The following is a 25,912-nucleotide window of genomic DNA, read 5'->3' on the forward strand; positions in this document are numbered from 1 at the left end:
GCGGTCCAGTTAATCCCGTCGCGCCGGCCCGGGCTGACCCACCGCTGCGTTCTTCGACCACCGAGGAGAGCTGGAATGCGACGCGTTCGCTACTACGAGTACGGCGGCCCCGACGTCCTGACGATCGAGGAGGCAGAGGTCCCCGCCCGGGCCCGGGCGAGGTGCTCCTCCGGACCGGGGCGATCGGGGCCAACTTCGTCGACACCAAGCTGCGGCGCGGGCCGGCCGCTGGACCGCTCTTCCAACGCCCCTTGCCCGGCAAGGTCACCGGCGACGTGGTCGGCACCGTCGAGGCCGCCGGCCTCGGTGTCGACCACGGACTGATCGGGCAGCGGGTCGCGGCGCTCAGCGAGGACGCCTTCGCCGAGTACGTCGTCGCCGACGCCCGGTGGCTCGCCCCAGTACCGGACGGGGTGGACCTCGGCGTGGCCAGCATGCTGCCCATGGGCGCCCCGGTCGCCCTCCGGGCGCTGCGCACCGGCCGGCTCGTAGCGGGGGAGACCGTCCTGATCCACTCCGCGGCCGGCGGCATCGGCCACCTCGCGGTGCAGCTCGCCAGGTTGCTGGGGGCCGGGAAGGTGATCGCCGCGGTCGGCTCGCCGACCAAGTTCGACTTCGTCCGGTCCTTCGGCGCCGACGCCGCCGTCGACTACTCGGCCGACGACTGGCCGGAGCGGGTCCGTGAGGCCGCACCCGAGGGCGTGGACCTGGTCCTGGACTCCGTCGGCGGCGGGATCCTGCGGCAGAGCCTGGACCTGCTGGCGCCGTTCGGCCGCGTCGTGGTCTACGGCGCCGCCGGCAACGAGCTGCTCGACGTCCCCGTGGCCAGCCTCTTCGCCCTGAAGACGGTCGCCGGATTCTCCCTACTGGCCTGGCGCACGGCCGCCCCGGAGCAGGCCCGCGCGGAGATGACCGAACTGGCCGACCACGCCGCGTCCGGACGGCTGCGGACCGCCGTCCACGCCCGGTTCCCGCTAGCCGAGGCGCCCGCCGTGCACCGGCTCATCGAGGAGCGGTCCCACCTCGGCCGGATCCTCGTCCTCCCGTAGCGGCCGGGGCGGCCCCCAGTCGACGCTGGGGCGCCCGACGCCGCCCCGGCGTCCGGGGAGAGGCGCGCGGCCGTCACAGGCCGGCAGACGCGCCCTCAGGGCTGCGAGGGCGCGCCCGCCGTCGGGCGCCTCAGTGCGACGCCACGTTCCGCACCGCGTCCACCACCGGCACGTCCCCGCCGATCAGCTCCAGCGTCCGCCCGGCCGTGTCCGGCTCGTCCAGCAGCGCCGCCAGTACGGCCGCCACGTCGTCCCGCGAGACCGCCCCGCGCCCGGTCGCGTCGGCCAGCGTCACCTGGCCGGTACCGGGGTCGTCGGTGAGCCGGCCGGGCCGCAGGATCGTCCAGTCCAGCCCGGCCCGGGCCCGTACGTCGGCGTCCGCGGCGCCCTTCGCCCGCAGATAGGCCGCGAAGACCGGATCGGTGCCCTCCGGGGGCTCCCGGTCCGCACCCATCGACGAGACGACCACGAAACGCCGTACGCCCGCCGCCTCGGCCGCGTCCGCGAACAGCGTCGCCGCGCCGCGATCCACCGAGTCCTTGCGCGCGGCGCCGCTGCCCGGCCCGGCACCCGCCGCGAAGACGGCCGCGTCCGCGCCCTCAAGGTGCCGAACGACATCGGCCACCGACGCCGACTCCAGGTCACAGACCACCGGTTCGGCACCCGCGGCCAGCAGATCGCCGGCCTGTTCCGGCCGCCGGACGATCCCCGACACCTCGTCCCCGCGCGCATGCAGCAACCGCTCCAGCCGCAGCGCGATCTGACCATGTCCACCTGCGATGACAATGCGCATGCTGCCGACCGTACGCCGAACCGCCCCGGCACACCGGAGGACCGGCCGGTGCGGCGCTCAGCGCTGCGACTGGCGGGGCAGCTCCAGCGCCACATCCACCGAGTCGCAGTACTCGCGCACCGCGCTGGTGCGCGCCACCACACGCCCCCGGTGCACCACGATCCGGCTGTACGCCAACGAGAGCACCCCGGCGATCCGCTCCCCGCGCACCGCCAGCAACTCCGCCGGAAAACCCGCCTCGACGCGCACCTCCGGCAGCCCCAGCGTCGCCCGCGCCGCCGAACTCACCGTCTCGTAGGCCGCCTCGGGTGTCGCCTCTCCCAAAGAGGCCAGCAGGTACGCGGCCTCCAGCGGGTCCCCCCGCCCCACCGGGTTCGCCGCGTCCCGCAGCGCCCCGCTGCCCGCCGCCACCCGCACCCCGGCCGCCCGCAGCAGCCGCACCGGCGCCGGCCGCGACACCCGGGTGCCGTTCCGCTCCAGGCCCGTGCAGTCGCCCTGCGGCAGACAGACGACGGTGACGTCGGCGGCCGCCAACTGCTCCGCGACCCGGGCTGCCACGCTCCGCGGCATCCGCGCCATCCCGGCGCACGGCCCGATCGCCACCCCGGGCCGTAGCCCGCCGCACATCGCCGCGAACCGGGCCAGCCGCGCCGGATCGTCGCCGTCGGTGTGCAGGTCCACCGGGCAGCCGTGCTCGCCGGCCACCTCCAGGACGGTCTCCACGTAGCCGGCCGGATCGGGGTCCAGATCCGGGCAGCCGCCGATGACCGTGGCGCCCATCTTGACCGCGTCCCGCAGCATCGCCACCCCGTTCGCGCCGGCCACCCCGGTCAGCACCCGCGGCACCGCCACCGCCGCCAGATCCGCCAGCCCGCGCAGCGCCCGCCGGGCCTGGAGCACCGACTCCAGCGCCCGCAGCCCCTGGACGCCGCCGATCCGCACATGGCTCCGGGAGGCAGTGGCTCCGTGCCCGAGCTGGAGCAGCGCCGCCTCGGTCGTGCGGCGCTGGACGTCCTCGGCGGAGTCGGAGGCGGGCCCGTCGGCGTCCGCCGTCAGGGCGGTGTCGCAGTGCGCGTGCGGTTCGGCGGGGGCCGGGAGCAGCAGGTAGCCGGCGAGGTCCACCCGGGCTCCCTGCGGGGCGAGGCTGCCGGCCGTGCCGACCGCCTCGATGCGCCCGCCACCGAGTCGGACGTCCACGGTGCGGCCGTCGGCGAGCCGGGCGCCGCACAGGACCAGCGCGCCGGATTCCGGCCGGGCGTACCGACCGGCACCCCCGGGCTTCCCGGGCTGCGGCGAACTGCTGTCGGACATCGCGCTCCTCGAAGCCACGGCGTGCAAGATCACGCGGGGTGGTTCCGAGCCTAGGGCGCGGCCCGGAGCACATGGCGCAGGCGCGAAATAGTCGTACCGGTGTGGTGCGGGGGGCCGTTGGGGCGCGACGCGGATACGGATTTCACGTTTGGCGGCGGGCCGTGTAATGTCTTCATCGCTCGCCCCAATAGCTCAGTCGGCAGAGCGTCTCCATGGTAAGGAGAAGGTCTACGGTTCGATTCCGTATTGGGGCTCTGATGTGTGGGGGACCTCGTCCTTGGACGAGGAACTCTCGCATCACAGCGGTGTAGCTCAGTCGGTAGAGCAAGCGGCTCATAATCGCTGTGTCACCGGTTCAAGTCCGGTCACCGCTACTGACAGTAGCCGATTGTGGGGTCGGTCCTCCGATCGGCTACTCTTCTATGCGTTCTAATCGACTACTTGTTCGTCAAGGAGCACTCACGTGGCTGCCACCGACGTCCGCCCGAAGATCACGCTGGCCTGCGTGGAGTGCAAGGAGCGGAACTACATCACCAAGAAGAACCGGCGTAATGACCCGGATCGCCTTGAGATGAAGAAGCACTGCCCTCGCTGCAAGGCGCACACCGCACATCGCGAGACGCGATAACTCAGGCTCGTCTGTGAGGCCGTCCCCATTTCCTGGGGGCGGCCTCGCGGCTTTAGCACCATCAGTACAGGGAGGTTGCGAGCCCATGGCGCTCGATCAGTCATTCGTCGGACGCACGTACCCGCCCACCGACCCGTACGAGGTCGGCCGGGAAAAGATCCGTGAATTCGCCGAGGCGATCGGTGACACCAACCCCGCCTACACCGACACCGAAGCCGCCAAGGCGCTCGGTCACTCCGATGTGATCGCGCCGCCGACTTTCGTGTTTGCCATCACATTCAAGGCCGCCGGATTGGTCGTCGCCGACCCGCAACTCGGTCTGGACTACAGCCGAGTGGTGCACGGCGACCAGAAATTCGCCTACCGACGGCCGGTGCGTGCCGGTGACCGGCTGACCGTGACCTCCACCATCGAGGCGATCAGGTCCATGGCCGGCAACGAGGTCATCGACATCCGCGGCGAGGTGCACGACGAAGCCGGCGAGCACGTTGTGACCGCAATCACCAAACTCGTCGCCCGACGCGCTGAGGATGCCTGAGATGACCGCGAAGATTGCCTACGACGACGTCGAGGTCGGCACCGAACTCCCCACGCAGACCTTCCCCGTGACCCGCGCCACACTCGTGCAGTACGCGGGTGCCTCCGGGGACTTCAACCCGATCCACTGGAACGAGAAGTTCGCCAAGGAGGTCGGACTGCCGGACGTCATCGCGCACGGCATGTTCACCATGGCCTCGGCGGTCCGAGTGGTCACGGACTGGGTCGGTGACCCGGGTGCGGTCGCCGAGTACGGCGTGCGCTTCACCAAGCCCGTCGTCGTGCCCAACGACGAGACCGGCGCGCTGATCGAGGTCAGCGGCACGGTCGCGGCCAAGCTCGACGATGAGGAGCGGACCGTCCGGGTCGACCTCACTGCCAAGAGCGCCGGCCAGAAGGTGCTGGGCATGTCCCGCGCCGTGGTCCGGCTCGCCTGAGGCAGCCGTGCGGGGCGGCCGGCCCGGTACCGCCGGACCGCCCCCGTACCCTTGGCCGGGTGCAGGAACGCCACGTAGAGAACAACGCCCCCCTCGCCCCGCTGACCACCTTCCGGCTCGGTGGCCCCGCGGCCCGGCTCGTCACGGCCACCACCGACGACGAGGTGATCGCGGCCGTCCGTGCGGCGGACGACGCCGGCACCCCGCTGTTGATCATCGGTGGCGGCAGCAACCTCGTCATCGGCGACAAGGGCTTCGACGGCACGGCCCTGCGCATCGCCACCCGGGGCTTCGCCCTCGACGGCACCGCCCTGGAGCTCGCCGCGGGCGAGAACTGGTCCGACGCCGTCGCCCGCACCGTCGAGGCCGGACTGGCCGGCGTCGAGTGCCTGGCCGGCATCCCCGGCTCGGCCGGCGCCACCCCGATCCAGAACGTCGGCGCCTACGGCCAGGACGTCTCCGAGACCCTCACCGAGGTCGTCGCCTACGACCGCCGGACCGGCGAGACGGTCACCCTCTCCAGCGAGGAGTGCGGTTTCTCGTACCGCCACAGCCGCTTCAAGCAGCACCCCGAGCGGTTCGTCGTGCTGCGGGTCCGGTTCGCCCTGGAGGACGCGGACGGCCTGTCCGCGCCCCTGAGGTACGACCAGACGGCCCGCGCCCTCGGCGTCGGCACCGGGGACCGGGTGCCGCTCGCCGTCGCCCGCAAGACCGTCCTGGCGCTCCGGGCGAGCAAGGGCATGGTGCTGGACGCCGATGACCACGACACCTGGTCCGCCGGTTCCTTCTTCACCAATCCCGTCCTGACCGAGGCCGAGCACGCCGACCTCGTCCGGCGGGTCCACGACCGCCTCGGCCCCGACACCGCACCGCCCGCCTTCCCGGACGGCGACGGCCGGGTGAAGACCTCCGCGGCCTGGCTCATCGACCGGGCCGGCTTCACCAAGGGCTACGGCAGCGGCCCGGCCCGGATCTCCACCAAGCACAGCCTCGCCCTCACCAACCGCGGCCAGGCCACCACCGAGGACCTGCTCGCCCTGGCCCGCGAGGTCCGCGACGGCGTCCGCAACGCCTTCGGGGTCACCCTCGTCAACGAACCGGTGACGGTCGGCGTCAGCCTGTAAGGGCCACCGGCGGCAGCCCCGGGTCCACTACGACACCGGGGCGGCCAGCCAGGCGTCGATGTCCGCCAGCATCGCCCGCTGCACCTCCTGGGGCGCGCGGGAGGCCCGCACGGACTGCCGGGCCAGCTCGGCCAACTCGGCATCGGTGAAGGCGTGCGAGGTGCGCGCGATCTCGTACTGGGCGGCCAGCCGCGCGCCGAACAGCAGCGGGTCGTCGGCGCCCAGCGCCATCGGGACGCCGGCTTCGTAGAACGTCCGCAGTGGCACGTCCTCCGGCTTGCCGTAGACGCCCAGTGCCACATTGGACGCCGGGCACACCTCGCAGGTCACGCCGCGGGACGCCAGCCGGCGCAGCAGCACCGGGTCCTCCGCGGCCCGCACCCCGTGCCCGATCCGGGCGGCGTGCAGATCGTCCAGGCAGTCCCGGACGCTCGCCGGCCCGGACAACTCGCCGCCGTGCGGCGCCGACAGCAGGCCGCCGTCCCGGGCGATGGCGAAGGCCCGGTCGAAGTCCCGGGCCAAACCCCGGCGTTCGTCGTTGGAGAGCCCGAAGCCGACCACCCCGCGGTCGGCGTAGCGCACCGCCAGCCGGGCCAGCGTGCGGGCGTCCAGTGGGTGCTTCATCCGGTTCGCGGCAACCAGGACGCGGATGCCCAGCCCGGTGTCCCGGGCGGCCCGGTCCACCGCGTCCAGGATGATCTCCAGAGCCGGGATCAGCCCGCCCAGCCGCGGTGCGTACGAGGTCGGGTCGACCTGGATCTCCAGCCAGCGGGAGCCGTCCCGGACGTCCTCCTCCGCCGCCTCCCGCACCAGCCGCTGGATGTCCTCGGGCGACCGCAGGCAGGACCGGGCGATGTCGTAGAGCCGCTGGAAGCGGAACCAACCGCGCTCGTCGGTGGCGCTGAGCCGGGGCGGATTCCCGCTCGTGAGTGCGTCCGGGAGGTGGACGCCGTACTTGTCGGCGAGGTCCAGCAGCGTCGCCGGCCGCATTGAGCCGGTGAAGTGCAGGTGCAGGTGGGCCTTCGGCAGTTGACGCAGATCACGAACACGCTCCATCCGCAGATACTGCCGCACCCGCCCGCCACGGGCATAGGCCCCGCCCCGAACGGAGGGACCACCAAAAAAGCGTGCGGGGCCGGACGATGGTCCGACCCCGCACGCCGAGCGGCTGACCGCGCCGACCGCGCCGACTACTTCGCCTCCGCCAGCAGCTTCTGGATCCGGGAGACGCCCTCGACCAGGTCCTCGTCGCCCAGCGCGTACGAAAGCCGCAGGTAGCCGGGGGTGCCGAAGGCCTCACCCGGGACGACGGCGACCTCCGCCTCCTCCAGGATCAGCTCGGCCAGCTCGACGCTGGACTGCGGGCGCTTGCCGCGGATCTCCTTGCCCAGCAGCCCCTTGACCGACGGGTACGCGTAGAACGCGCCCTCCGGCTCCGGGCACAGCACGCCGTCGATCTCGTTGAGCATCCGCACGATGGTCTTCCGGCGCCGGTCGAAGGCCACCTTCATCTCCTCGACGGCCGTCAGGTCGCCGCTGACCGCCGCGATGGCCGCGGCCTGCGCCACGTTGGAGACGTTGGAGGTGGCGTGCGACTGGAGGTTGGTGGCCGCCTTGATGACGTCCTTGGGGCCGATCGCCCAGCCGACCCGCCAGCCGGTCATCGCGTACGTCTTCGCCACGCCGTTGACGACGATGCACTTGTCGCGCAGCTCCGGCACCACGACCGGCAGCGACGAGAACTCCGCGTCCCCGTAGACCAGGTGCTCGTAGATCTCGTCGGTCAGCACCCACAGACCGTGCTCGGCGGCCCAGCGGCCGATCGCCTCGACCTGCTCGCGGGGGTAGACCGCACCGGTCGGGTTCGACGGCGAGACGAACAGCAGCACCTTGGTCTTCTCGGTGCGGGCCGCCTCCAGCTGCTCGACGGTCACCCGGTAGCCGGTGGTCTCGTCGGCGACCACGTCGACCGGCACACCGCCCGCGAGCCGGATCGACTCGGGGTAGGTGGTCCAGTACGGCGCCGGGACGATGACCTCGTCACCCGGGTCCAAGACGGCCGCGAAGGCCTCGTAGATGGCCTGCTTGCCACCGTTGGTGACCAGGACGTTCGCGGCTTCGATCTCGTAGCCGGAGTCGCGCAGCGTCTTCGCGACGATCGCGGACTTCAGCTCGGGGAGGCCGCCCGCCGGGGTGTAGCGGTGGAACTTCGGGTTGCGGCAGGCCTCGACCGCCGCCTCGACGATGTAGCCGGGCGTGGGGAAGTCGGGCTCACCGGCGCCGAAGCCGATCACCGGGCGCCCGGCGGCCTTGAGGGCCTTGGCCTTGGCGTCGACGGCGAGGGTGGCGGACTCGGAGATCGAACCGACGCGGACGGAAACCCGGCGGTCGGCGGCGGACGATGCGGAGGGAGTGGCAGCGCTCATGGGGGCATCGTCGCAGACAGCGGCTGGCCCCGTTGCACGGGTTTGCGGGGTGGTACGGGAGGTTCCTGTTCGACGCCCGGCCCTGAACCACGTACACTCGCTGACCGTTGGCTCCCACCGGGTCGCCGCGGCGCACGATGCACAACAAAGTGCAGTCGCCCGCATGCGGTAGGTTGGGGGAACCACAAAGGGTCGTAGCTCAATTGGTAGAGCACTGGTCTCCAAAACCAGCGGTTGGGGGTTCAAGTCCCTCCGGCCCTGCTACACGCACTTTCATCACCAGGTGCGTGCACGCGTACGTACGAAATGCACCGCCGTGCGGCCGGGCCGGACGCGGCACACGGCCACGACCCGGATTCAGGTGAGGACGAGTGACGGACGCCCTGGGCTCCATCGACATGCCTGAGCGCGGTCGTTCTGAGGACGACACCACGGAGTCCCAGAAGAAGCCCCGCCGCGGCGGTAAGCGCGGCAAGAAGGGGCCCTTCGCGCGGCTCGCGCTCTTCTACCGTCAGGTCATTGCGGAACTCCGCAAGGTCGTCTGGCCGTCGCGTGGCCAGCTGTCGTCGTACACCACCGTGGTGATCGTCTTCGTGGCCGTCATCATCGGTCTCGTAACCGTGATTGACTTGGGAATCAACCGAGTCGTCGGGTACGTCTTCGGCTGATCCCGCGGAGGGTGCCTCTGCGGGCGGCCCTTCGCACGTTCAACCCCTTGAAGCAAGGAAGAAGCAGCCACGTGTCTGACCCGAACCTGAACGACGCCGCCAAGCCCGTCGCGGCTGCAGAGGCCGAGGTTGACGAGGCCGTCTCGGCCGAGGTCGAGGGGGACGCTGCGGCCATCGCTGACGAGGAGGCCGCCGCGGAGATCGTCGCGGGAGCCGACGACGTCGACGAGCTGGACGCCGAGGACGCCGACGCCGGCGAGCCTGCCGAGGCGGCCGCTGTGCACGTCGAGGACGAGGAGGCCGACGAGGTCTCCGAGGACGCGGAAGAGCAGGAGCCGGTCGACCCGGTGGCCGCCCTCCGTGACGAGCTGCGCGGGCTCCCCGGCGAGTGGTACGTCATCCACACCTACGCGGGCTACGAGAACCGCGTGAAGACCAACCTTGAGCAGCGCGCCGTCTCGCTGAACGTCGAGGACTACATCTTCCAGGCCGAGGTGCCGCAGGAAGAGGTCGTCCAGATCAAGAACGGTGACCGCCGTACGGTTCGCCAGAACAAGCTCCCGGGCTACGTCCTGGTGCGCATGGACCTGACGAACGAGTCCTGGGGCGTCGTCCGCAACACCCCGGGTGTCACCGGCTTCGTCGGCAACGCCTACGACCCGTACCCGCTGACCCTGGACGAGATCGTCAAGATGCTCGCTCCGGAGGCGGAGGAGAAGGCTGCCAAGGAGGCCGCCGCGGCCGAGGGCAGGCCGGCGCCGTCCCGCAAGGTCGAGGTCCAGGTCCTGGACTTCGAGGTGGGCGACTCGGTGACCGTCACCGACGGTCCGTTCGCGACGCTGCAGGCCACGATCAACGAGATCAACGCCGACTCGAAGAAGGTCAAGGGCCTGGTGGAGATCTTCGGTCGCGAGACCCCGGTCGAGCTGAGCTTCGACCAGATCCAGAAGAACTAGCTTCTTCCGGACCTTTAGCTACCGACCAGGTCAGACCGGCGTAGAGCCGGTCTGACCTGCGCGGTTTTTGGCCGCACGACAGTACCCGTTATCGTGGTGCGGTATGCCTCCGTCCGGATGACCGGATTGCGGGGCGAACCACCTCTCACTAGGACCCGGAGAGAGCATGCCTCCCAAGAAGAAGAAGGTCACGGGGCTTATCAAGCTCCAGATCCAGGCCGGTGCCGCGAACCCGGCTCCGCCGGTCGGCCCCGCGCTGGGTCAGCACGGCGTCAACATCATGGAGTTCTGCAAGGCCTACAACGCCGCGACCGAGTCGCAGCGTGGCATGGTCGTGCCGGTGGAGATCACGGTCTACGAAGACCGTTCCTTCACCTTCGTCACCAAGACCCCGCCGGCCGCGAAGCTCATCCTGAAGGCTGCGGGCGTGGAGAAGGGCTCCGGCGAGCCGCACAAGACCAAGGTCGCCAAGATCACCGAGGCGCAGGTCCGCGAGATCGCCACCACCAAGATGCCCGACCTGAACGCCAACGACCTGGACGCCGCGTCGAAGATCATCGCCGGCACCGCCCGCTCCATGGGCATCACGGTCGAGGGCTGATCCTCAGCCCGTTGGCACTCCCCGTGGAAGGGCCAGGCGCTGGTCCGTACCACGACTCCACCCCACTGCATCAGGAGCAGAAGTGAAGCGCAGCAAGACTCTTCGCAACGCGGACGCGAAGATCGACCGGGAGCGTCTGTACGCCCCGCTCGAGGCCGTCCGCCTCGCCAAGGACATCTCCGCCGCCAAGTTCGACGCGACCGTCGAGGTTGCCATGCGTCTGGGTGTCGACCCGCGCAAGGCCGACCAGATGGTCCGTGGCACCGTGAACCTCCCGCACGGCACCGGTAAGACCGCCCGGGTCCTGGTCTTCGCGACCGGTGACCGTGCTGCGGCCGCGGAAGCCGCCGGCGCCGACATCGTCGGCTCGGACGAACTGATCGACGAGGTCTCCAAGGGCCGTCTGGACTTCGACGCCGTCGTCGCCACCCCGGACCTCATGGGCAAGGTCGGCCGCCTCGGCCGCGTGCTCGGTCCGCGTGGTCTGATGCCGAACCCGAAGACCGGCACCGTCACCCCGGATGTCGCCAAGGCTGTCACGGACATCAAGGGCGGCAAGATCGAGTTCCGCGTCGACAAGCACTCCAACCTCCACTTCATCATCGGCAAGGTGTCCTTCGACGACACCAAGCTGGTGGAGAACTACGCCGCTGCGCTGGAGGAGATCACCCGTCTGAAGCCGTCCGCTGCCAAGGGTCGGTACATCAAGAAGACGACGATCGCCACCACCATGGGCCCCGGTGTCCCGGTGGACCCCAACCGCAGCCGCAACCTCCTCTCCGAGGACGAGGCCGTCTGATCTCGCCGATCGATGCCTCGTAGCGTGTGACGCGTTACCGTCAGGCCCCGCTCTCCGTAAGGAAGGCGGGGCCTGACGTATGTGCTATCAGTGGCCTGCACTACAGTCGCCTCCGAGGTCCATATGGAGATCTAAGGGGGAGCCTCAGTGCGCACCACGCGTATCGCCGCCGCCGTTGCGGCGGGAGTTGTCATGATGGCCGGTCTGACCGCCTGTAACAGCGGCGGCGACAAGAACAACGGCACCGGCGGTGGCAGCGCCAGCGGTGGCGGCAACGACGCGGCAGGGGCGAAGTCTCCGCTGGAGGCAGCTCTGGCCTCGCTGAAGACGGCTTCGCAGCAGACGAACGGCAAGAACTCCGCCAAGGTCGAGGGCACCACCAAGAACGGCACGGCGACCCAGACCATGAAGGGCGCGATGGACTGGTCGTCCGGCATGCACATGTCCGTGGACATCACCCAGGCCGGCGGCCCGATGGGCGGCTCCGGCAAGCCCATGAAGGCGCTGTACACGCCGGACGCGATGTACATGAACATGGGCATGCCCCTGGGCGGCAAGAACTGGATCAAGTACGACTACGACGTCATGGCCAAGAAGATGGGCCCGGCCGGCGCCCTGATGAAGGACATGATGAACAACAACAACCCGGGCCGGTCGGTGGACCTGCTGATCGCCTCGGGCAAGGTCAAGGAAGTCGGCAAGGAAGACGTCCGCGGCGTCCAGACGACCCACTACAACGGCACGCTCTCGGTGAGCGAGCTGACCCGCATGCAGACGAAGAACGTCAGCGAAGCGGACCTCAAGGCCCTGGAGCAGCAGCTGCAGCAGTCGGGCGCCACGACCGAGACCATCGACCTCTGGGTGAGCTCGGACAACCTGCTGGTCAAGAAGCGCGAGCAGATGGACAGCAAGTCCGCGCCGTACGACTCGACGGTCTTCTACTCGGACTACGGCACCAAGGTCTCGGTGACGCCGCCGGCGGCGAGCGACACCAAGGTCTACCAGTAAGTCCGTTGAATTGACTCGCTGATGAGCGGGGGCCCGGGGCGCGTCCCCGAGCCCCCGCTCAGCCGATTTGCCTGCGCGTGGGCCGTTCCCGTACGGTGTGCCGGAAGCCAAAGACCGCTGGTTGTCTCTGCGCGTCCGGTCCTGGACGTGTGGTGGCCGAAGGATCCGCTAGCTGCGGACGGCCTGCGCAGGTTGTGTGGAGAGACTCCCGGACAGTTTTCTGTTCGGTTGAGTAACGCCCCGTGCCCTGCGCCGGGGCGTTTGTTTTGCCCAGCCCCTTCTGCGCGGTCCTCATCACCCGGAAGGAGGCCGAGGCTCATGGCGAGGCCCGACAAGGTCGCAGCCGTCGACGAGATTGCTGAGAAGTTCCGCAGCTCGAACGCCGCTGTTGTGACCGCGTACACCGGTCTTACCGTTGCGCAGATCAAGAATCTGCGCCGTTCGCTCGGTGAGAACGCTCAGTACCGTGTGGTGAAGAACACGCTGACCAAGATCGCGGCCCAGGAGGCCGGGATCTCTGTGCTGGACGAGCACCTCAGTGGCTCGACGGCCGTCGCCTTCGTGACCGGTGACCCGGTCGAGGCGGCGAAGGGTCTTCGTGACTTCGCCAAGGAGAACCAGAACCTCGTCATCAAGGGCGGTGTCCTTGACGGCAAGGCGCTCTCCGCCGACGAGATCAAGAAGCTTGCGGACCTTGAGTCCCGCGAGGTTCTGCTCGCCAAGCTGGCGGGCGCCATGAAGGGCAAGCAGTCCCAGGCTGCCGCGCTCTTCCAGGCGCTTCCGTCGAAGTTCGTCCGCACCGCGGAAGCGCTTCGCGCCAAGAAGGCCGAGCAGGGCGGTGCCGAGTAATTCGGCTCGCGTCATGATCCGCGCCGTCCCGGCGCGGGTTACAGCGGGCCGCACGCCCGCCGAAATGTACATCCGGCACCAGCCGAATTAGTGGAAGGACCGCCATCATGGCGAAGCTCAGCCAGGAAGACCTGCTTGCTCAGTTCGACGAGATGACCCTCATCGAGCTCGCCGAGTTCGTGAAGGCCTTCGAGGAGCGCTTCGACGTCACCGCCGCCGCCCCGGCCGCCGTCGTCGCCGCCGGTGCCCCGGGTGCCCCGGCCGCCGCCGCCGAGGAGGAGCAGGACGAGTTCGACGTCATCCTCACCGGTGCCGGCGACAAGAAGATCCAGGTCATCAAGGTCGTGCGTGAGCTGACCTCCCTCGGCCTGAAGGAGGCCAAGGACCTGGTCGACGGCACCCCGAAGCCGGTCCTGGAGAAGGTCGCCAAGGACGCCGCCGAGAAGGCCGCCGATGCCCTCAAGGGCGCCGGCGCCTCCGTCGAGGTCAAGTGACCTTGGTGAGTCTCTGACTCCCGTCCGCTGCGGCTGAGGCTGTAACGCGGACACCGCGAAGGGCGATCACCCATACGGGTGGTCGCCCTTCCGCGTACCCGCCCCGGCTGCACTGCCCGGCGCCGGAGTGCGAGTATGGTGATCTTCGTTGTCCGGACGCACCTCCATGTGACGATCTCCCAGAGGCGGGGGGCCTTGACGAACCGGACGCGGCGCGCAATTCTCGGGACGCGACGCAGAAGCGGTCCAGGGTTCGAGGCATGGATCGCCGACGAAGAGGGAAGCATCGGTGTGCGCCACTGGCGCAGGGCTTTCGGCAGGCGCAGGGCATTGGGCGTAGAGAAGAACAACGAGGCGCTCCTCCGTTGCGGAGGGCATGACCTCCCGGAGGGAGAAGATCGGCACGCGGTGCGGTACCGGTCTCCGGAAACTCGCTCTGGACATCAGTGGGCCATGTGGCTACACTGACCCTTTGCGCTGCCTGTTAGCTGCTCCCTGCCCGTCACCAGGGGCATACCCGAGCCCGAGCAAAGCTGATTGACCCGCCCTGACCTGGGCTTATCCACCGCTTTGCTGGATTCGGGACCGGTACGCGCGTAGTGAGTCCGAGCCCTCGGAAGGACCCCCTCTTGGCCGCCTCGCGCAACGCCTCGACTGCCAATACGAACAACGGCGACAGCACCGCCCCGCTGCGCATCTCTTTTGCGAAGATCAAGGAGCCCCTCGGGGTTCCGAACCTCCTTGCGCTGCAGACCGAAAGCTTCGACTGGCTGCTCGGCAATGCCGCATGGAAGGGTCGCGTCGAGGCTGCGCTGGAGAGTGGGCAGGAAGTTCCCACCAAGTCCGGTCTGGAAGAGATCTTCGAAGAGATCTCCCCGATCGAGGACTTCTCCGGGTCGATGTCGCTGACGTTCCGTGACCACCGCTTCGAGCCTCCGAAGAACTCCATCGACGAGTGCAAGGAGCGCGACTTCACGTACGGCGCTCCGCTGTTCGTCACCGCGGAGTTCACCAACAACGAGACCGGCGAGATCAAGTCCCAGACGGTCTTCATGGGCGACTTCCCGCTCATGACCAACAAGGGCACCTTCGTCATCAACGGCACCGAGCGTGTCGTGGTGTCGCAGCTGGTCCGCTCGCCGGGTGTGTACTTCGACAGTTCGATCGACAAGACGTCCGACAAGGACATCTTCTCCGCCAAGATCATCCCGTCCCGGGGTGCCTGGCTGGAGATGGAGATCGACAAGCGCGACATGGTCGGTGTGCGCATCGACCGCAAGCGCAAGCAGTCCGTGACCGTCCTGCTCAAGGCGCTCGGTTGGACGACCGAGCAGATCCTGGAGGAGTTCGGCGAGTACGAGTCGATGCGCGCCACCCTGGAGAAGGACCACACCCAGGGCCAGGACGACGCGCTGCTCGACATCTACCGCAAGCTGCGTCCGGGCGAGCCGCCGACCCGCGAGGCCGCGCAGACGCTGCTGGAGAACCTCTACTTCAACCCCAAGCGCTACGACCTCGCGAAGGTCGGCCGCTACAAGGTCAACAAGAAGCTCGGCGGCGACGAGCCGCTGGACGCCGGTGTGCTGACCACCGATGACGTCATCGCCACGATCAAGTACCTGGTCAAGCTGCACGCCGGCGAGACCGAGACGATCGGCGAGAACGGCAACAGCATCGTTGTCGAGACCGACGACATCGACCACTTCGGCAACCGCCGCCTGCGCAACGTCGGCGAGCTGATCCAGAACCAGGTCCGTACGGGTCTCGCCCGTATGGAGCGGGTCGTGCGCGAGCGCATGACCACCCAGGACGTCGAGGCGATTACGCCGCAGACCCTGATCAACATCCGGCCGGTCGTCGCCTCCATCAAGGAGTTCTTCGGCACCAGCCAGCTGTCCCAGTTCATGGACCAGACCAACCCGCTGTCGGGTCTGACCCACAAGCGTCGTCTGTCGGCGCTGGGCCCGGGTGGTCTCTCCCGTGAGCGGGCCGGTCTGGACGTCCGTGACGTGCACCCGTCGCACTACGGCCGTATGTGCCCGATCGAGACCCCTGAAGGACCGAACATCGGTCTGATCGGTTCGCTCGCGTCCTACGGTCGCGTGAACGTCTTCGGTTTCATCGAGACGCCGTACCGCAAGGTCGTCGACGGTCAGGTCACGGAGGAGGTGGACTACCTCACCGCTGATGAGGAAGACCGCTACCTGATCGCCCAGGCGAACGCGAAGCTCTCCGACGACCTGCGGTTCGCCGAGAACCGTGTGCTGGTCCGTCGTCGTGGCGGCGAGGTCGACCTCGTCCCCGCCGATGAGGTGCACTACATGGACGTCTCGCCGCGCCAGATGGTGTCGGCCGCGACCGCTATGATCCCGTTCCTCGAGCACGACGACGCCAACCGCGCGCTCATGGGATCGAACATGATGCGCCAGGCCGTTCCGCTGATCAAGGCGGAGTCGCCGCTGGTCGGTACCGGCATGGAGTACCGCTGCGCGGTCGACGCCGGCGACGTCATCAAGGCCGAGAAGAACGGTGTGGTCCAGGAGGTCTCCGCGGACTACATCACCGTCGCCAACGATGACGGCACGTACAACACCTACCGCGTCGCCAAGTTCACCCGCTCCAACCAGGGCACCTCCTTCAACCAGAAGGTCGTCGTGGACGAGGGCGCGCGGGTCATCGAGGGCCAGGTCCTCGCCGACGGTCCGTCCACGGACGAAGGCGAGATGGCGCTCGGCAAGAACCTGCTCGTGGCGTTCATGCCGTGGGAGGGTCACAACTACGAGGACGCGATCATCCTGTCGCAGCGCCTCGTGCAGGACGACGTCCTCTCCTCGATCCACATCGAGGAGCACGAGGTCGACGCCCGTGACACCAAGCTCGGCCCCGAGGAGATCACCCGGGACATCCCGAACGTCTCCGAGGAGGTCCTCTCCGACCTCGACGAGCGTGGCATCATCCGTATCGGTGCCGAGGTCGTCGCCGGAGACATCCTCGTCGGCAAGGTCACGCCCAAGGGTGAGACCGAGCTGACCCCCGAGGAGCGCCTGCTCCGCGCGATCTTCGGTGAGAAGGCGCGCGAGGTCCGTGACACCTCGCTGAAGGTGCCGCACGGCGAGATCGGCAAGGTCATCGGCGTCCGCGTCTTCGACCGCGAGGAGGGCGACGAGCTGCCCCCGGGCGTGAACCAGCTGGTCCGCGTCTACGTTGCGCAGAAGCGCAAGATCACCGACGGTGACAAGCTCGCCGGCCGCCACGGCAACAAGGGCGTCATCTCGAAGATCCTGCCGGTCGAGGACATGCCGTTCATGGAGGACGGCACCCCGGTCGACATCATCCTCAACCCGCTGGGTGTCCCGTCCCGAATGAACCCGGGACAGGTCCTGGAGATCCACCTCGGCTGGCTCGCCAGCCAGGGCTGGGACGTCTCCAGCCTCGGTGAGGAGTGGGCCCAGCGCCTGCAGTCCATCGGCGCCGACCAGGTCGAGGCGCGCACCAACGTCGCGACCCCGGTCTTCGACGGTGCCCGTGAGGACGAGCTGGCCGGTCTGCTGGAGAACACCCACCCCAACCGCGACGGCGACCGCATGGTCCTCCCGTCCGGCAAGGCGCGGATGTTCGACGGCCGTTCCGGTGAGCCGTTCCCGGACCCGATCTCCGTCGGGTACATGTACATCCTCAAGCTCCACCACCTGGTCGACGACAAGCTGCACGCCCGGTCGACCGGTCCGTACTCGATGATCACCCAGCAGCCGCTGGGTGGTAAGGCTCAGTTCGGTGGCCAGCGCTTCGGTGAGATGGAGGTGTGGGCGCTGGAGGCTTACGGCGCCGCATACGCCCTCCAGGAGCTGCTGACGATCAAGTCCGACGACGTCACCGGCCGCGTGAAGGTCTACGAGGCCATCGTCAAGGGCGAGAACATCCCCGAGCCCGGCATCCCCGAGTCCTTCAAGGTGCTCATCAAGGAGATGCAGTCCCTGTGCCTCAACGTGGAGGTGCTGTCCTCGGACGGCATGTCCATCGAGATGCGCGACACCGACGAGGACGTCTTCCGCGCTGCGGAGGAGCTCGGCATCGACCTGTCCCGGCGCGAGCCGAGCAGCGTCGAAGAGGTCTGACGGGAGTTCGGTCGGGGAGCCAGTGATGGTTCCCCGGCCGGCCCCAAGACCCCCGTTTCAGACCCCAAGACTTACAACCCTGAGAGGGATTGACGCATAGTGCTCGACGTCAACTTCTTCGATGAGCTCCGGATCGGTCTGGCTACCGCTGACGACATCCGTCAGTGGAGCCACGGCGAGGTCAAGAAGCCCGAGACCATCAACTACCGCACCCTCAAGCCCGAAAAGGACGGACTCTTCTGCGAGAAGATCTTCGGTCCGACCCGGGACTGGGAGTGCTACTGCGGTAAGTACAAGCGCGTCCGCTTCAAGGGCATCATCTGCGAGCGGTGCGGCGTCGAGGTCACTCGCGCCAAGGTGCGTCGTGAGCGGATGGGCCACATCGAGCTGGCCGCTCCCGTTACCCACATCTGGTACTTCAAGGGCGTGCCGAGCCGGCTGGGCTACCTGCTGGACCTCGCGCCCAAGGACCTCGAAAAGGTCATCTACTTCGCCGCCTACATGATCACGTGGGTGGACGACGAGCGCCGTACGCGCGACCTGCCCTCGCTGGAGGCCCACGTCTCCGTCGAGCGTCAGCAGATCGAGCAGCGCCGCGACTCCGACCTGGAGGCCCGCGCCAAGAAGCTCGAGACCGACCTGGCCGAGCTGGAGGCCGAGGGCGCCAAGGCGGATGTCCGCCGCAAGGTGCGCGAGGGTGCCGAGCGCGAGATGAAGCAGCTGCGTGACCGTGCGCAGCGCGAGATCGACCGTCTCGACGAGGTCTGGAACCGCTTCAAGAACCTCAAGGTCCAGGACCTGGAGGGCGACGAGCTCCTCTACCGCGAGCTGCGTGACCGCTTCGGCACGTACTTCGACGGCTCCATGGGCGCCGCTGCGCTGCAGAAGCGTCTGGAGACCTTCGACCTGGAGGAGGAGGCCGAGCGCCTCCGCGAGATCATCCGGACCGGCAAGGGCCAGAAGAAGACCCGTGCGCTCAAGCGCCTCAAGGTCGTCTCCGCCTTCCTGCAGACCCGCAACAGCCCCAAGGGCATGGTGCTGGACTGCATCCCGGTGATCCCGCCGGACCTGCGTCCGATGGTGCAGCTGGACGGTGGCCGCTTCGCGACCTCCGACCTGAACGACCTGTACCGCCGTGTGATCAACCGCAACAACCGCCTGAAGCGGCTTCTCGACCTCGGCGCGCCCGAGATCATCGTGAACAACGAGAAGCGGATGCTCCAGGAGGCCGTGGACGCCCTCTTCGACAACGGTCGTCGTGGTCGCCCGGTGACCGGTCCCGGTAACCGCCCGCTGAAGTCCCTGAGCGACATGCTCAAGGGCAAGCAGGGTCGATTCCGTCAGAACCTGCTCGGTAAGCGTGTGGACTACTCCGCGCGTTCCGTCATCGTCGTCGGCCCGCAGCTCAAGCTGCACCAGTGTGGTCTGCCCAAGGCCATGGCGCTGGAGCTCTTCAAGCCGTTCGTGATGAAGCGCCTGGTGGACCTCAACCACGCGCAGAACATCAAGAGCGCGAAGCGCATGGTCGAGCGTGGCCGCACCGTCGTGTACGACGTCCTCGAAGAGGTCATCGCCGAGCACCCGGTGCTGCTGAACCGTGCGCCCACCCTGCACCGCCTCGGCATCCAGGCCTTCGAGCCGCAGCTGGTCGAGGGCAAGGCCATCCAGATCCACCCGCTCGTCTGCACCGCGTTCAACGCGGACTTCGACGGTGACCAGATGGCCGTGCACCTTCCGCTGTCCGCGGAGGCGCAGGCCGAGGCCCGCATCCTGATGCTGTCCTCGAACAACATCCTCAAGCCGGCCGACGGCCGTCCGGTCACCATGCCGACCCAGGACATGGTGCTGGGCCTCTTCTTCCTCACCACGGACGAGGAGGAGCGCGAGGTCAAGGGTGAGGGCCGCTCGTTCTCCTCGGTCTCCGAGGCGATCATGGCCTTCGACGCCCGCGAGCTCTCGCTCCAGGCGAAGGTCGACATCCGCTTCCCGATCGGCACCGTGCCGCCGCGCGGCTGGACCCCGCCCGCCCCTGTCGAGGGCGAGCCGGAGTGGCAGCAGGGCGACAGCTTCCGGCTGCGGACGACCCTGGGCCGCGCGCTCTTCAACGAGCTGCTGCCCGAGGACTACCCGTTCGTCGACTACTCGGTGGGCAAGAAGCAGCTCTCCGCGATCGTCAACGACCTGGCCGAGCGCTACCCGAAGGTCATCGTGGCGGCGACGCTCGACAACCTGAAGGCGTCCGGCTTCTACTGGGCCACCCGTTCCGGCGTCACCGTCGCCGTCTCCGACATCGTCGTGCCGGAGGCCAAGAAGGCGATCGTCGCCGGTTACGAGGCGCAGGACGAGAAGGTCCAGAAGCAGTACGAGCGCGGTCTGATCACCAAGGACGAGCGCACGCAGGAGCTCATCAACATCTGGACCAAGGCGACCAACGAGGTTGCCGAGGCGATGAATGAGAACTTCCCGAAGACCAACCCCATCTTCATGATGGTGGACTCGGGTGCGCGCGGAAACATGATGCAGATGCGTCAGATCGCCGGTATGCGTGGTCTGGTGTCGAACGCCAAGAACGAGACGATCCCGCGTCCGATCAAGGCGTCGTTCCGCGAGGGTCTGACCGTGCTGGAGTACTTCATCTCCACCCACGGTGCCCGTAAGGGTCTCGCCGACACCGCCCTCCGTACCGCCGACTCCGGTTACCTCACCCGTCGTCTGGTCGACGTCTCCCAGGACGTCATCATTCGCGAGGAGGACTGCGGCACCGAGCGCGGCCTGAAGCTGCGGATCGGTTCGAAGGGCGCCGACGGCATCCTGCGCAAGGCGGACGACGTCGAGTCCTCCGTGTACGCGCGGATGCTCGCCGAGGACGTCGTGGTCGACGGCAAGGTCGTCGCCCCGGCCAACGTCGACCTCGGTGACGTGCTGATCGACCAGCTGATCGCGCACGGCGTGGAGGAGGTCAAGACCCGCTCGGTCCTGACCTGTGAGTCCGCGGTCGGTACCTGCGCCTTCTGCTACGGCCGTTCGCTGGCCACCGGCAAGCTGGTCGACATCGGTGAGGCGGTCGGCATCATCGCCGCCCAGTCCATCGGTGAGCCCGGCACCCAGCTGACGATGCGTACCTTCCACACCGGTGGTGTGGCCGGTGACGACATCACCCTGGGTCTGCCGCGTGTCGTCGAGCTCTTCGAGGCCCGTACGCCCAAGGGTGTCGCCCCGATCTCGGAGGCGGCCGGCCGCGTCCGGATCGAGGAGACCGAGAAGACCAAGAAGGTCATCGTCACGCCGGACGACGGCAGCGACGAGACGGCCTACCCCGTCTCCAAGCGTGCCCGCATGCTGGTGACCGAGGGTGACCACGTGCAGGTCGGTCAGCCGCTGACCGTCGGTGCGATCAACCCGCACGACGTGCTGCGGATCCTGGGTCAGCGTGCCGTCCAGGTCCACCTGGTCGGCGAGGTCCAGAAGGTCTACAACAGCCAGGGCGTGGCGATCCACGACAAGCACATCGAGATCATCATCCGGCAGATGCTGCGCCGCGTGACGATCATCGAGTCCGGCGACGCGGAGCTGCTGCCGGGCGAGCTGGTGGAGCGTTCGAAGTTCGAGGGCGAGAACCGTCGCGTGGTGGCGGAAGGCGGCCACCCGGCCTCCGGCCGTCCGCAGCTGATGGGTATCACCAAGGCTTCGCTGGCCACCGAGTCCTGGCTGTCGGCGGCGTCCTTCCAGGAGACGACCAGGGTTCTGACGGACGCGGCGATCAACGCCAAGTCTGACTCCCTGATCGGCCTCAAGGAGAACGTCATCATCGGTAAGCTCATCCCGGCCGGTACGGGCCTGTCCCGCTACCGCAACATCCGGGTCGAGCCCACCGAGGAGGCCAAGGCCGCGATGTACTCGGCTGTCGGTTACGACGACATCGACTACTCGCCCTTCGGCACCGGCTCCGGCCAGGCGGTCCCGCTGGAGGACTACGACTACGGTCCGTACAACCAGTAAGCCCCACCCCGGCCGGTCCGGTCGGCAGGGCAGCGACAGGGCGGCCACCCCACATGGGGTGGCCGCCCTGCGGCGTTCGGGCGTCCTGCCACGGGAACTTGTCCTCCCATTGCCGCGTCTGTGATGAGAGGATGGGGACAACTGTTGAGCGGGGGGAGGTTCGCGACATGGCATTCCAGCCGTGGCAGGGTGGGCAGCCCGCGCAGAACCCGTATCAGGTGCCGGTTATGCGGGCCTCGCACGCCGATCGCGAGCGCGCGGTGGATGTGCTGAAGGCGGGCTTCGCCGAGGGTCGACTCGGGCAGTCCGAGTACGAGCAGCGGATGTCCCGGGCCTATCAGGCGCAGACCCACGCCGAGTTGCAGATGCTGGTCGCCGATCTGCCGCAAGGCCCGGTGCCGCAGGCGCAGTTCGCGCCGCGGCCGGCGGTTCCGGCCACGTTCCTCCCGATGCAGATGCCCATGCCGCAGACCACCAACGGTTCGGCCACGGGGGCGCTGGTGTGCGGGCTGATAGCGCCGTTCACCTGGGGGCTGACGTCGATCCCCGCGGTGATTTTGGGACACAAGGCACGGGCCGAGATCCGGCGCACGGGGGAGCGCGGGGACGGTCAGGCGGTCGCTGGGCTGGTGCTCGGCTGGCTGGGGATCGGCGCCTGGGCGCTGTTCTTCCTGGTGATGGCGTTGATCGCGGTGACCCACGCCTGAGGGCCGAGTGCCTTCTTCCGTAGCGTCGTGGTTCCCACTACCGTGGCCGCATCGCCCAGGGAGTCCGGCGTGTCCTTCGCGTGTGCATTTGTTTTGACCGCAGCCAATGCGCTAGGTACGCTCTGACCTTGTGCCTGGGGTGTCCCTGGGCTGCCGTGCGCGCCTTTTCCCGCCAGTTTCGGCCGGAGAGTCCCGGCAGCGCGACAGCCGGGTTTTGACACCGCAATCTGCCGCCGCCCTCGTTCCAGCGAGGCAGGTCTGCAGTATTCGACACACCCGACCGCGTGGGTCGGGGAATGTTCCAGGTTAGCTTTACCGAGACTGGCACACAGAAACCGGAGAAGTAGTGCCTACGATCCAGCAGCTGGTCCGTAAGGGCCGGCAGGACAAGGTCGAGAAGAACAAGACGCCCGCACTTGAGGGTTCGCCCCAGCGCCGTGGCGTCTGCACGCGTGTGTTCACGACCACCCCGAAGAAGCCGAACTCGGCCCTGCGTAAGGTCGCGCGTGTGCGTCTGACCAGTGGGATCGAGGTCACCGCTTACATTCCGGGTGAGGGCCACAACCTGCAGGAGCACTCGATCGTGCTCGTGCGCGGCGGCCGTGTGAAGGACCTGCCGGGTGTTCGGTACAAGATCATCCGAGGCTCCCTCGACACGCAGGGCGTCAAGAACCGCAAGCAGGCTCGCAGCCGCTACGGCGCCAAGAAGGAGAAGTAAGAATGCCTCGTAAGGGCCCCGCCCCGAAGCGCCCGGTCATCATCGACCCGGTTTACGGCTCCCCCCTGGTGACCTCCCTCATCAACAAGGTGCTGCTGAACGGTAAGCGCTCCACCGCTGAGCGCATCGTTTACGGCGCCATGGAGGGTCTGCGTGAGAAGACCGGTAACGACCCGGTCATCACGCTGAAGCGCGCGCTGGAGAACATCAAGCCGACCCTTGAGGTCAAGTCCCGCCGTGTCGGTGGCGCGACCTACCAGGTCCCGATCGAGGTCAAGCCCGGTCGTGCTGCCACCCTCTCGCTCCGCTGGCTCGTGGGCTACTCCCGCGCCCGCCGCGAGAAGACCATGACCGAGCGCCTCATGAACGAACTGCTCGACGCCTCCAACGGCCTCGGCGCTTCGGTCAAGAAGCGCGAGGACACGCACAAGATGGCCGAGTCCAACAAGGCCTTCGCGCACTACCGCTGGTAGTCGCAACCCACATCGAGACCGAGAGAAGACTGAGCCACTATGGCTACCACTTCGCTTGACCTGGCCAAGGTCCGCAACATCGGGATCATGGCCCACATCGACGCGGGCAAGACGACCACCACCGAGCGGATCCTGTTCTACACCGGTGTTTCGTACAAGATCGGTGAAGTCCACGACGGCGCTGCCACGATGGACTGGATGGAGCAGGAGCAGGAGCGCGGCATCACGATCACGTCTGCCGCGACGACCTGCCACTGGCCGCTGGACGACGTCGACAACACCATCAACATCATCGACACGCCGGGCCACGTCGACTTCACCGTCGAGGTGGAGCGTTCGCTGCGCGTGCTCGACGGCGCGGTGACGGTGTTCGACGGCGTTGCCGGTGTCGAGCCCCAGTCCGAGACCGTTTGGCGTCAGGCGGACCGCTACGGCGTTCCGCGCATCTGCTTCGTCAACAAGCTCGACCGTACGGGTGCCGAGTTCCACCGCTGCGTCGACATGATCTCGGATCGCCTGGGCGCGGTGCCGATCGTCATGCAGCTGCCCATCGGTACCGAGATGGACTTCAAGGGTGTCGTCGACCTCGTCACGATGAAGGCCCTGGTCTGGTCCGCTGAGGCCGCCAAGGGCGAGATGTACGACACCGTCGACATCCCGGACACGCACATCGAGGCCGCCGACGAATGGCGCGGCAAGCTCCTCGAGGCCGTGGCCGAGAACGACGAAGAGGTCATGGAGCTCTACCTGGAGGGCCAGGAGCCCACCGAGGAGCAGCTCTACGCGGCGATCCGTCGGATCACCATTGCCTCCGGCAAGGCCGACGTCACCACCGTCACGCCGGTGTTCTGCGGTACCGCGTTCAAGAACAAGGGCGTCCAGCCCCTGCTCGACGCGGTCGTGCGCTACCTCCCCTCCCCGTTGGACGTCGAGGCCATTGAGGGCCACGCGGTCAACAACCCGGACGAGGTCGTCAAGCGCAAGCCGTCCGAGGACGAGCCGCTGTCCGCCCTCGCGTTCAAGATTGCGAGCGACCCCCACCTGGGCAAGCTCACCTTCATCCGGGTGTACTCGGGCCGCCTTGAGGCCGGCACGCAGGTGCAGAACTCGGTGAAGGGCAAGAAGGAGCGCATCGGCAAGATCTACCGGATGCACGCGAACAAGCGTGAGGAGATCGACGCGGTGGGTGCCGGCGACATCGTCGCCGTCATGGGTCTGAAGCAGACCACCACCGGTGAGACCCTCTGCGACGCGGGTTCCCCGGTGATCCTGGAGTCGATGGAGTTCCCGGCCCCGGTCATCCAGGTCGCCATTGAGCCCAAGTCCAAGGGCGACCAGGAGAAGCTGGGTGTCGCCATCCAGCGCCTCGCCGAAGAGGACCCCTCGTTCCAGGTGCACACCGACGAGGAGACCGGCCAGACCATCATCGCGGGTATGGGCGAGCTGCACCTCGATGTGCTGGTCGACCGTATGAAGCGTGAGTTCCGGGTCGAGGCCAACGTCGGCAAGCCGCAGGTCGCCTACCGCGAGACCCTGCGCAAGGCGGTCGAGCGTCTCGACTACACGCACAAGAAGCAGACTGGTGGTTCCGGCCAGTTCGCGAAGGTGCAGATCGCCATCGCACCGCTCGAGGGCGACGGGTACGAGTTCGAGAACAAGGTCACCGGTGGCCGCATCCCGCGGGAGTACATCCCGTCCGTGGACGCGGGCTGCCAGGAGGCCATGGAGTTCGGTGTTCTCGCCGGCTACCCGCTGACCGGTGTCAAGGTCACGCTCCTCGACGGCGCGTTCCACGAGGTCGACTCGTCGGAAATGGCGTTCAAGATCGCCGGCTCGATGGCCTTCAAGGAGGCCGCCCGCAAGGCCAGCCCGGCCCTGCTCGAGCCGATGATGAAGGTTGAGGTCACCACGCCCGAGGACTACATGGGCGACGTGATCGGCGACATCAACTCCCGCCGTGGCCAGATCCAGGCCATGGAGGACCGTGCCGGCGCCAAGCTCGTCACGGGCCTGGTTCCGCTCTCGGAGATGTTCGGCTACGTCGGAGACCTCCGCAGCAAGACGTCGGGTCGCGCAAGCTACTCGATGCAGTTCGACTCCTACGCCGAGGTTCCCAAGAACGTCGCCGAGGAGATCATCGCCAAGGCCAAGGGCGAGTAACTCACCCGTCGAGTTCACGCTCTAGGCTTGACTCCGGAGCCTGCCGGGGTATTCCGCCGC

22 protein-coding genes and 3 tRNA genes are annotated in these 25,912 nt (G+C 68.1%); 21 read left to right on the forward strand and 4 right to left on the reverse strand.

The features are described from left to right. The first annotated feature begins 161 nt into the window (after window positions 1-161). Entirely contained in the window at window positions 162-1,049 is an 888-nt protein-coding gene (locus ACO0M4_RS20995; protein WP_430372344.1) for a quinone oxidoreductase family protein, read from the forward strand. A gap of 130 nt (window positions 1,050-1,179) precedes the next feature. On the opposite strand, the gene ACO0M4_RS21000 is transcribed toward ACO0M4_RS20995, so the two are convergent. After that, window positions 1,180-1,842, reverse strand: a complete 663-nt coding sequence (locus ACO0M4_RS21000) for an NAD(P)H-binding protein (RefSeq protein ID WP_430372345.1) — start codon at window positions 1,840-1,842, stop codon at window positions 1,180-1,182. A 57-nt stretch (window positions 1,843-1,899) separates the two neighbouring features. Next, the gene (locus tag ACO0M4_RS21005; protein ID WP_390020650.1) at window positions 1,900-3,153 is read right to left on the reverse strand and encodes an amidohydrolase family protein; all 1,254 of its coding nucleotides are present in this window, start codon (window positions 3,151-3,153) and stop codon (window positions 1,900-1,902) included. Window positions 3,154-3,334: 181 nt separating this feature from the next. Here ACO0M4_RS21005 and ACO0M4_RS21010 point away from each other — a divergent pair. From ACO0M4_RS21010 to ACO0M4_RS21035, 6 genes are all read left to right on the forward strand, one after another. Next, window positions 3,335-3,407 (forward strand) — tRNA-Thr (locus ACO0M4_RS21010). 47 nt (window positions 3,408-3,454) lie between these two features. Further along, a tRNA-Met gene (locus ACO0M4_RS21015) sits at window positions 3,455-3,527 on the forward strand. Window positions 3,528-3,616: 89 nt separating this feature from the next. Further along, on the forward strand, window positions 3,617-3,781 hold the full coding sequence (gene rpmG / locus ACO0M4_RS21020; protein ID WP_087927546.1) for a 50S ribosomal protein L33: 165 nt from the start codon (window positions 3,617-3,619) through the stop codon (window positions 3,779-3,781). Window positions 3,782-3,866: 85 nt separating this feature from the next. Continuing rightward, window positions 3,867-4,319: an FAS1-like dehydratase domain-containing protein gene (locus ACO0M4_RS21025; protein WP_430372348.1), complete on the forward strand. Its 453-nt coding sequence runs from the start codon at window positions 3,867-3,869 to the stop codon at window positions 4,317-4,319. Between the two features lies 1 nt (window position 4,320). Beyond that, entirely contained in the window at window positions 4,321-4,755 is a 435-nt protein-coding gene (locus tag ACO0M4_RS21030) for a MaoC family dehydratase (RefSeq protein ID WP_390020645.1), read from the forward strand. Between the two features lie 59 nt (window positions 4,756-4,814). Beyond that, complete coding sequence (locus tag ACO0M4_RS21035) at window positions 4,815-5,879, forward strand: UDP-N-acetylmuramate dehydrogenase (protein WP_430372349.1); 1,065 nt, start codon at window positions 4,815-4,817, stop codon at window positions 5,877-5,879. A gap of 27 nt (window positions 5,880-5,906) precedes the next feature. Here the strand turns inward: ACO0M4_RS21035 and ACO0M4_RS21040 are convergent, their stop codons facing one another. Both ACO0M4_RS21040 and ACO0M4_RS21045 read right to left on the reverse strand, forming a co-directional pair. Continuing rightward, window positions 5,907-6,935 (reverse strand): adenosine deaminase, encoded by a 1,029-nt coding sequence (locus tag ACO0M4_RS21040; protein WP_430372350.1) that lies wholly within the window; start codon window positions 6,933-6,935, stop codon window positions 5,907-5,909. 134 nt (window positions 6,936-7,069) lie between these two features. Beyond that, entirely contained in the window at window positions 7,070-8,305 is a 1,236-nt protein-coding gene (locus ACO0M4_RS21045; protein WP_430372352.1) for a pyridoxal phosphate-dependent aminotransferase, read from the reverse strand. 188 nt (window positions 8,306-8,493) lie between these two features. Here ACO0M4_RS21045 and ACO0M4_RS21050 point away from each other — a divergent pair. From ACO0M4_RS21050 to fusA, 14 genes are all read left to right on the forward strand, one after another. After that, a tRNA-Trp gene (locus ACO0M4_RS21050) sits at window positions 8,494-8,566 on the forward strand. A gap of 110 nt (window positions 8,567-8,676) precedes the next feature. Beyond that, the gene (gene secE / locus ACO0M4_RS21055; protein ID WP_100604435.1) at window positions 8,677-8,973 is read left to right on the forward strand and encodes a preprotein translocase subunit SecE; all 297 of its coding nucleotides are present in this window, start codon (window positions 8,677-8,679) and stop codon (window positions 8,971-8,973) included. A 71-nt stretch (window positions 8,974-9,044) separates the two neighbouring features. After that, a complete protein-coding gene (gene nusG / locus ACO0M4_RS21060) occupies window positions 9,045-9,929 on the forward strand; it encodes a transcription termination/antitermination protein NusG (protein WP_390020635.1) in 885 nt (294 codons plus the stop codon). A 166-nt stretch (window positions 9,930-10,095) separates the two neighbouring features. Next, window positions 10,096-10,530 carry a 50S ribosomal protein L11 gene (gene rplK / locus ACO0M4_RS21065; protein WP_016571043.1) on the forward strand — a complete coding sequence of 145 codons (435 nt, stop codon included), beginning with the start codon at window positions 10,096-10,098 and terminating at the stop codon, window positions 10,528-10,530. A gap of 82 nt (window positions 10,531-10,612) precedes the next feature. Next, complete coding sequence (gene rplA, locus ACO0M4_RS21070; protein WP_430372354.1) at window positions 10,613-11,329, forward strand: 50S ribosomal protein L1; 717 nt, start codon at window positions 10,613-10,615, stop codon at window positions 11,327-11,329. A 192-nt stretch (window positions 11,330-11,521) separates the two neighbouring features. Beyond that, window positions 11,522-12,337 carry a hypothetical protein gene (locus ACO0M4_RS21075; protein ID WP_430373877.1) on the forward strand — a complete coding sequence of 272 codons (816 nt, stop codon included), beginning with the start codon at window positions 11,522-11,524 and terminating at the stop codon, window positions 12,335-12,337. A 318-nt stretch (window positions 12,338-12,655) separates the two neighbouring features. Then, window positions 12,656-13,186 carry a 50S ribosomal protein L10 gene (gene rplJ / locus ACO0M4_RS21080; protein WP_430372356.1) on the forward strand — a complete coding sequence of 177 codons (531 nt, stop codon included), beginning with the start codon at window positions 12,656-12,658 and terminating at the stop codon, window positions 13,184-13,186. 107 nt (window positions 13,187-13,293) lie between these two features. Continuing rightward, the gene (rplL, locus tag ACO0M4_RS21085; protein ID WP_430372357.1) at window positions 13,294-13,680 is read left to right on the forward strand and encodes a 50S ribosomal protein L7/L12; all 387 of its coding nucleotides are present in this window, start codon (window positions 13,294-13,296) and stop codon (window positions 13,678-13,680) included. Between the two features lie 629 nt (window positions 13,681-14,309). Then, complete coding sequence (rpoB, locus tag ACO0M4_RS21090) at window positions 14,310-17,795, forward strand: DNA-directed RNA polymerase subunit beta (RefSeq protein ID WP_430372359.1); 3,486 nt, start codon at window positions 14,310-14,312, stop codon at window positions 17,793-17,795. 99 nt (window positions 17,796-17,894) lie between these two features. Then, complete coding sequence (locus ACO0M4_RS21095) at window positions 17,895-21,794, forward strand: DNA-directed RNA polymerase subunit beta' (protein WP_430372361.1); 3,900 nt, start codon at window positions 17,895-17,897, stop codon at window positions 21,792-21,794. 227 nt (window positions 21,795-22,021) lie between these two features. After that, window positions 22,022-22,501, forward strand: a complete 480-nt coding sequence (locus ACO0M4_RS21100; RefSeq protein ID WP_430373878.1) for a DUF1707 and DUF4190 domain-containing protein — start codon at window positions 22,022-22,024, stop codon at window positions 22,499-22,501. Window positions 22,502-22,847: 346 nt separating this feature from the next. After that, window positions 22,848-23,219 carry a 30S ribosomal protein S12 gene (rpsL, locus tag ACO0M4_RS21105; RefSeq protein ID WP_003948652.1) on the forward strand — a complete coding sequence of 124 codons (372 nt, stop codon included), beginning with the start codon at window positions 22,848-22,850 and terminating at the stop codon, window positions 23,217-23,219. A gap of 2 nt (window positions 23,220-23,221) precedes the next feature. Then, window positions 23,222-23,692, forward strand: coding sequence for a 30S ribosomal protein S7 (gene rpsG / locus ACO0M4_RS21110; protein WP_030986135.1), 471 nt, complete (start codon window positions 23,222-23,224; stop codon window positions 23,690-23,692). 39 nt (window positions 23,693-23,731) lie between these two features. Then, window positions 23,732-25,852, forward strand: coding sequence for an elongation factor G (gene fusA / locus ACO0M4_RS21115; protein WP_430372367.1), 2,121 nt, complete (start codon window positions 23,732-23,734; stop codon window positions 25,850-25,852). The last annotated feature ends 60 nt before the right edge of the window (window positions 25,853-25,912 follow it).

Origin of the sequence: Streptomyces sp. RGM 3693 (assembly GCF_050471125.1) — a bacterium.
Lineage (GTDB): Bacteria > Actinomycetota > Actinomycetes > Streptomycetales > Streptomycetaceae > Streptomyces.

Bases quoted from the DNA above. Each gene is read 5' to 3' on its own strand.
- ACO0M4_RS21045 (WP_430372352.1), bottom strand. From the start codon at position 8,305: ATGAGCGCTGCCACTCCCTCCGCATCGTCCGCCGCCGACCGCCGGGTT.
- rpsG (WP_030986135.1), top strand. From the start codon at position 23,222: ATGCCTCGTAAGGGCCCCGCCCCGAAGCGCCCGGTCATCATCGACCCG.
- fusA (WP_430372367.1), top strand. From the start codon at position 23,732: ATGGCTACCACTTCGCTTGACCTGGCCAAGGTCCGCAACATCGGGATC.
- rplJ (WP_430372356.1), top strand. From the start codon at position 12,656: ATGGCGAGGCCCGACAAGGTCGCAGCCGTCGACGAGATTGCTGAGAAG.
- ACO0M4_RS21030 (WP_390020645.1), top strand. From the start codon at position 4,321: ATGACCGCGAAGATTGCCTACGACGACGTCGAGGTCGGCACCGAACTC.
- rplL (WP_430372357.1), top strand. From the start codon at position 13,294: ATGGCGAAGCTCAGCCAGGAAGACCTGCTTGCTCAGTTCGACGAGATG.
- ACO0M4_RS21005 (WP_390020650.1), bottom strand. From the start codon at position 3,153: ATGTCCGACAGCAGTTCGCCGCAGCCCGGGAAGCCCGGGGGTGCCGGT.
- ACO0M4_RS21025 (WP_430372348.1), top strand. From the start codon at position 3,867: ATGGCGCTCGATCAGTCATTCGTCGGACGCACGTACCCGCCCACCGAC.
- ACO0M4_RS21100 (WP_430373878.1), top strand. From the start codon at position 22,022: ATGCGGGCCTCGCACGCCGATCGCGAGCGCGCGGTGGATGTGCTGAAG.
- ACO0M4_RS21000 (WP_430372345.1), bottom strand. From the start codon at position 1,842: ATGCGCATTGTCATCGCAGGTGGACATGGTCAGATCGCGCTGCGGCTG.
- ACO0M4_RS21075 (WP_430373877.1), top strand. From the start codon at position 11,522: ATGATGGCCGGTCTGACCGCCTGTAACAGCGGCGGCGACAAGAACAAC.
- rplK (WP_016571043.1), top strand. From the start codon at position 10,096: ATGCCTCCCAAGAAGAAGAAGGTCACGGGGCTTATCAAGCTCCAGATC.
- ACO0M4_RS21040 (WP_430372350.1), bottom strand. From the start codon at position 6,935: ATGGAGCGTGTTCGTGATCTGCGTCAACTGCCGAAGGCCCACCTGCAC.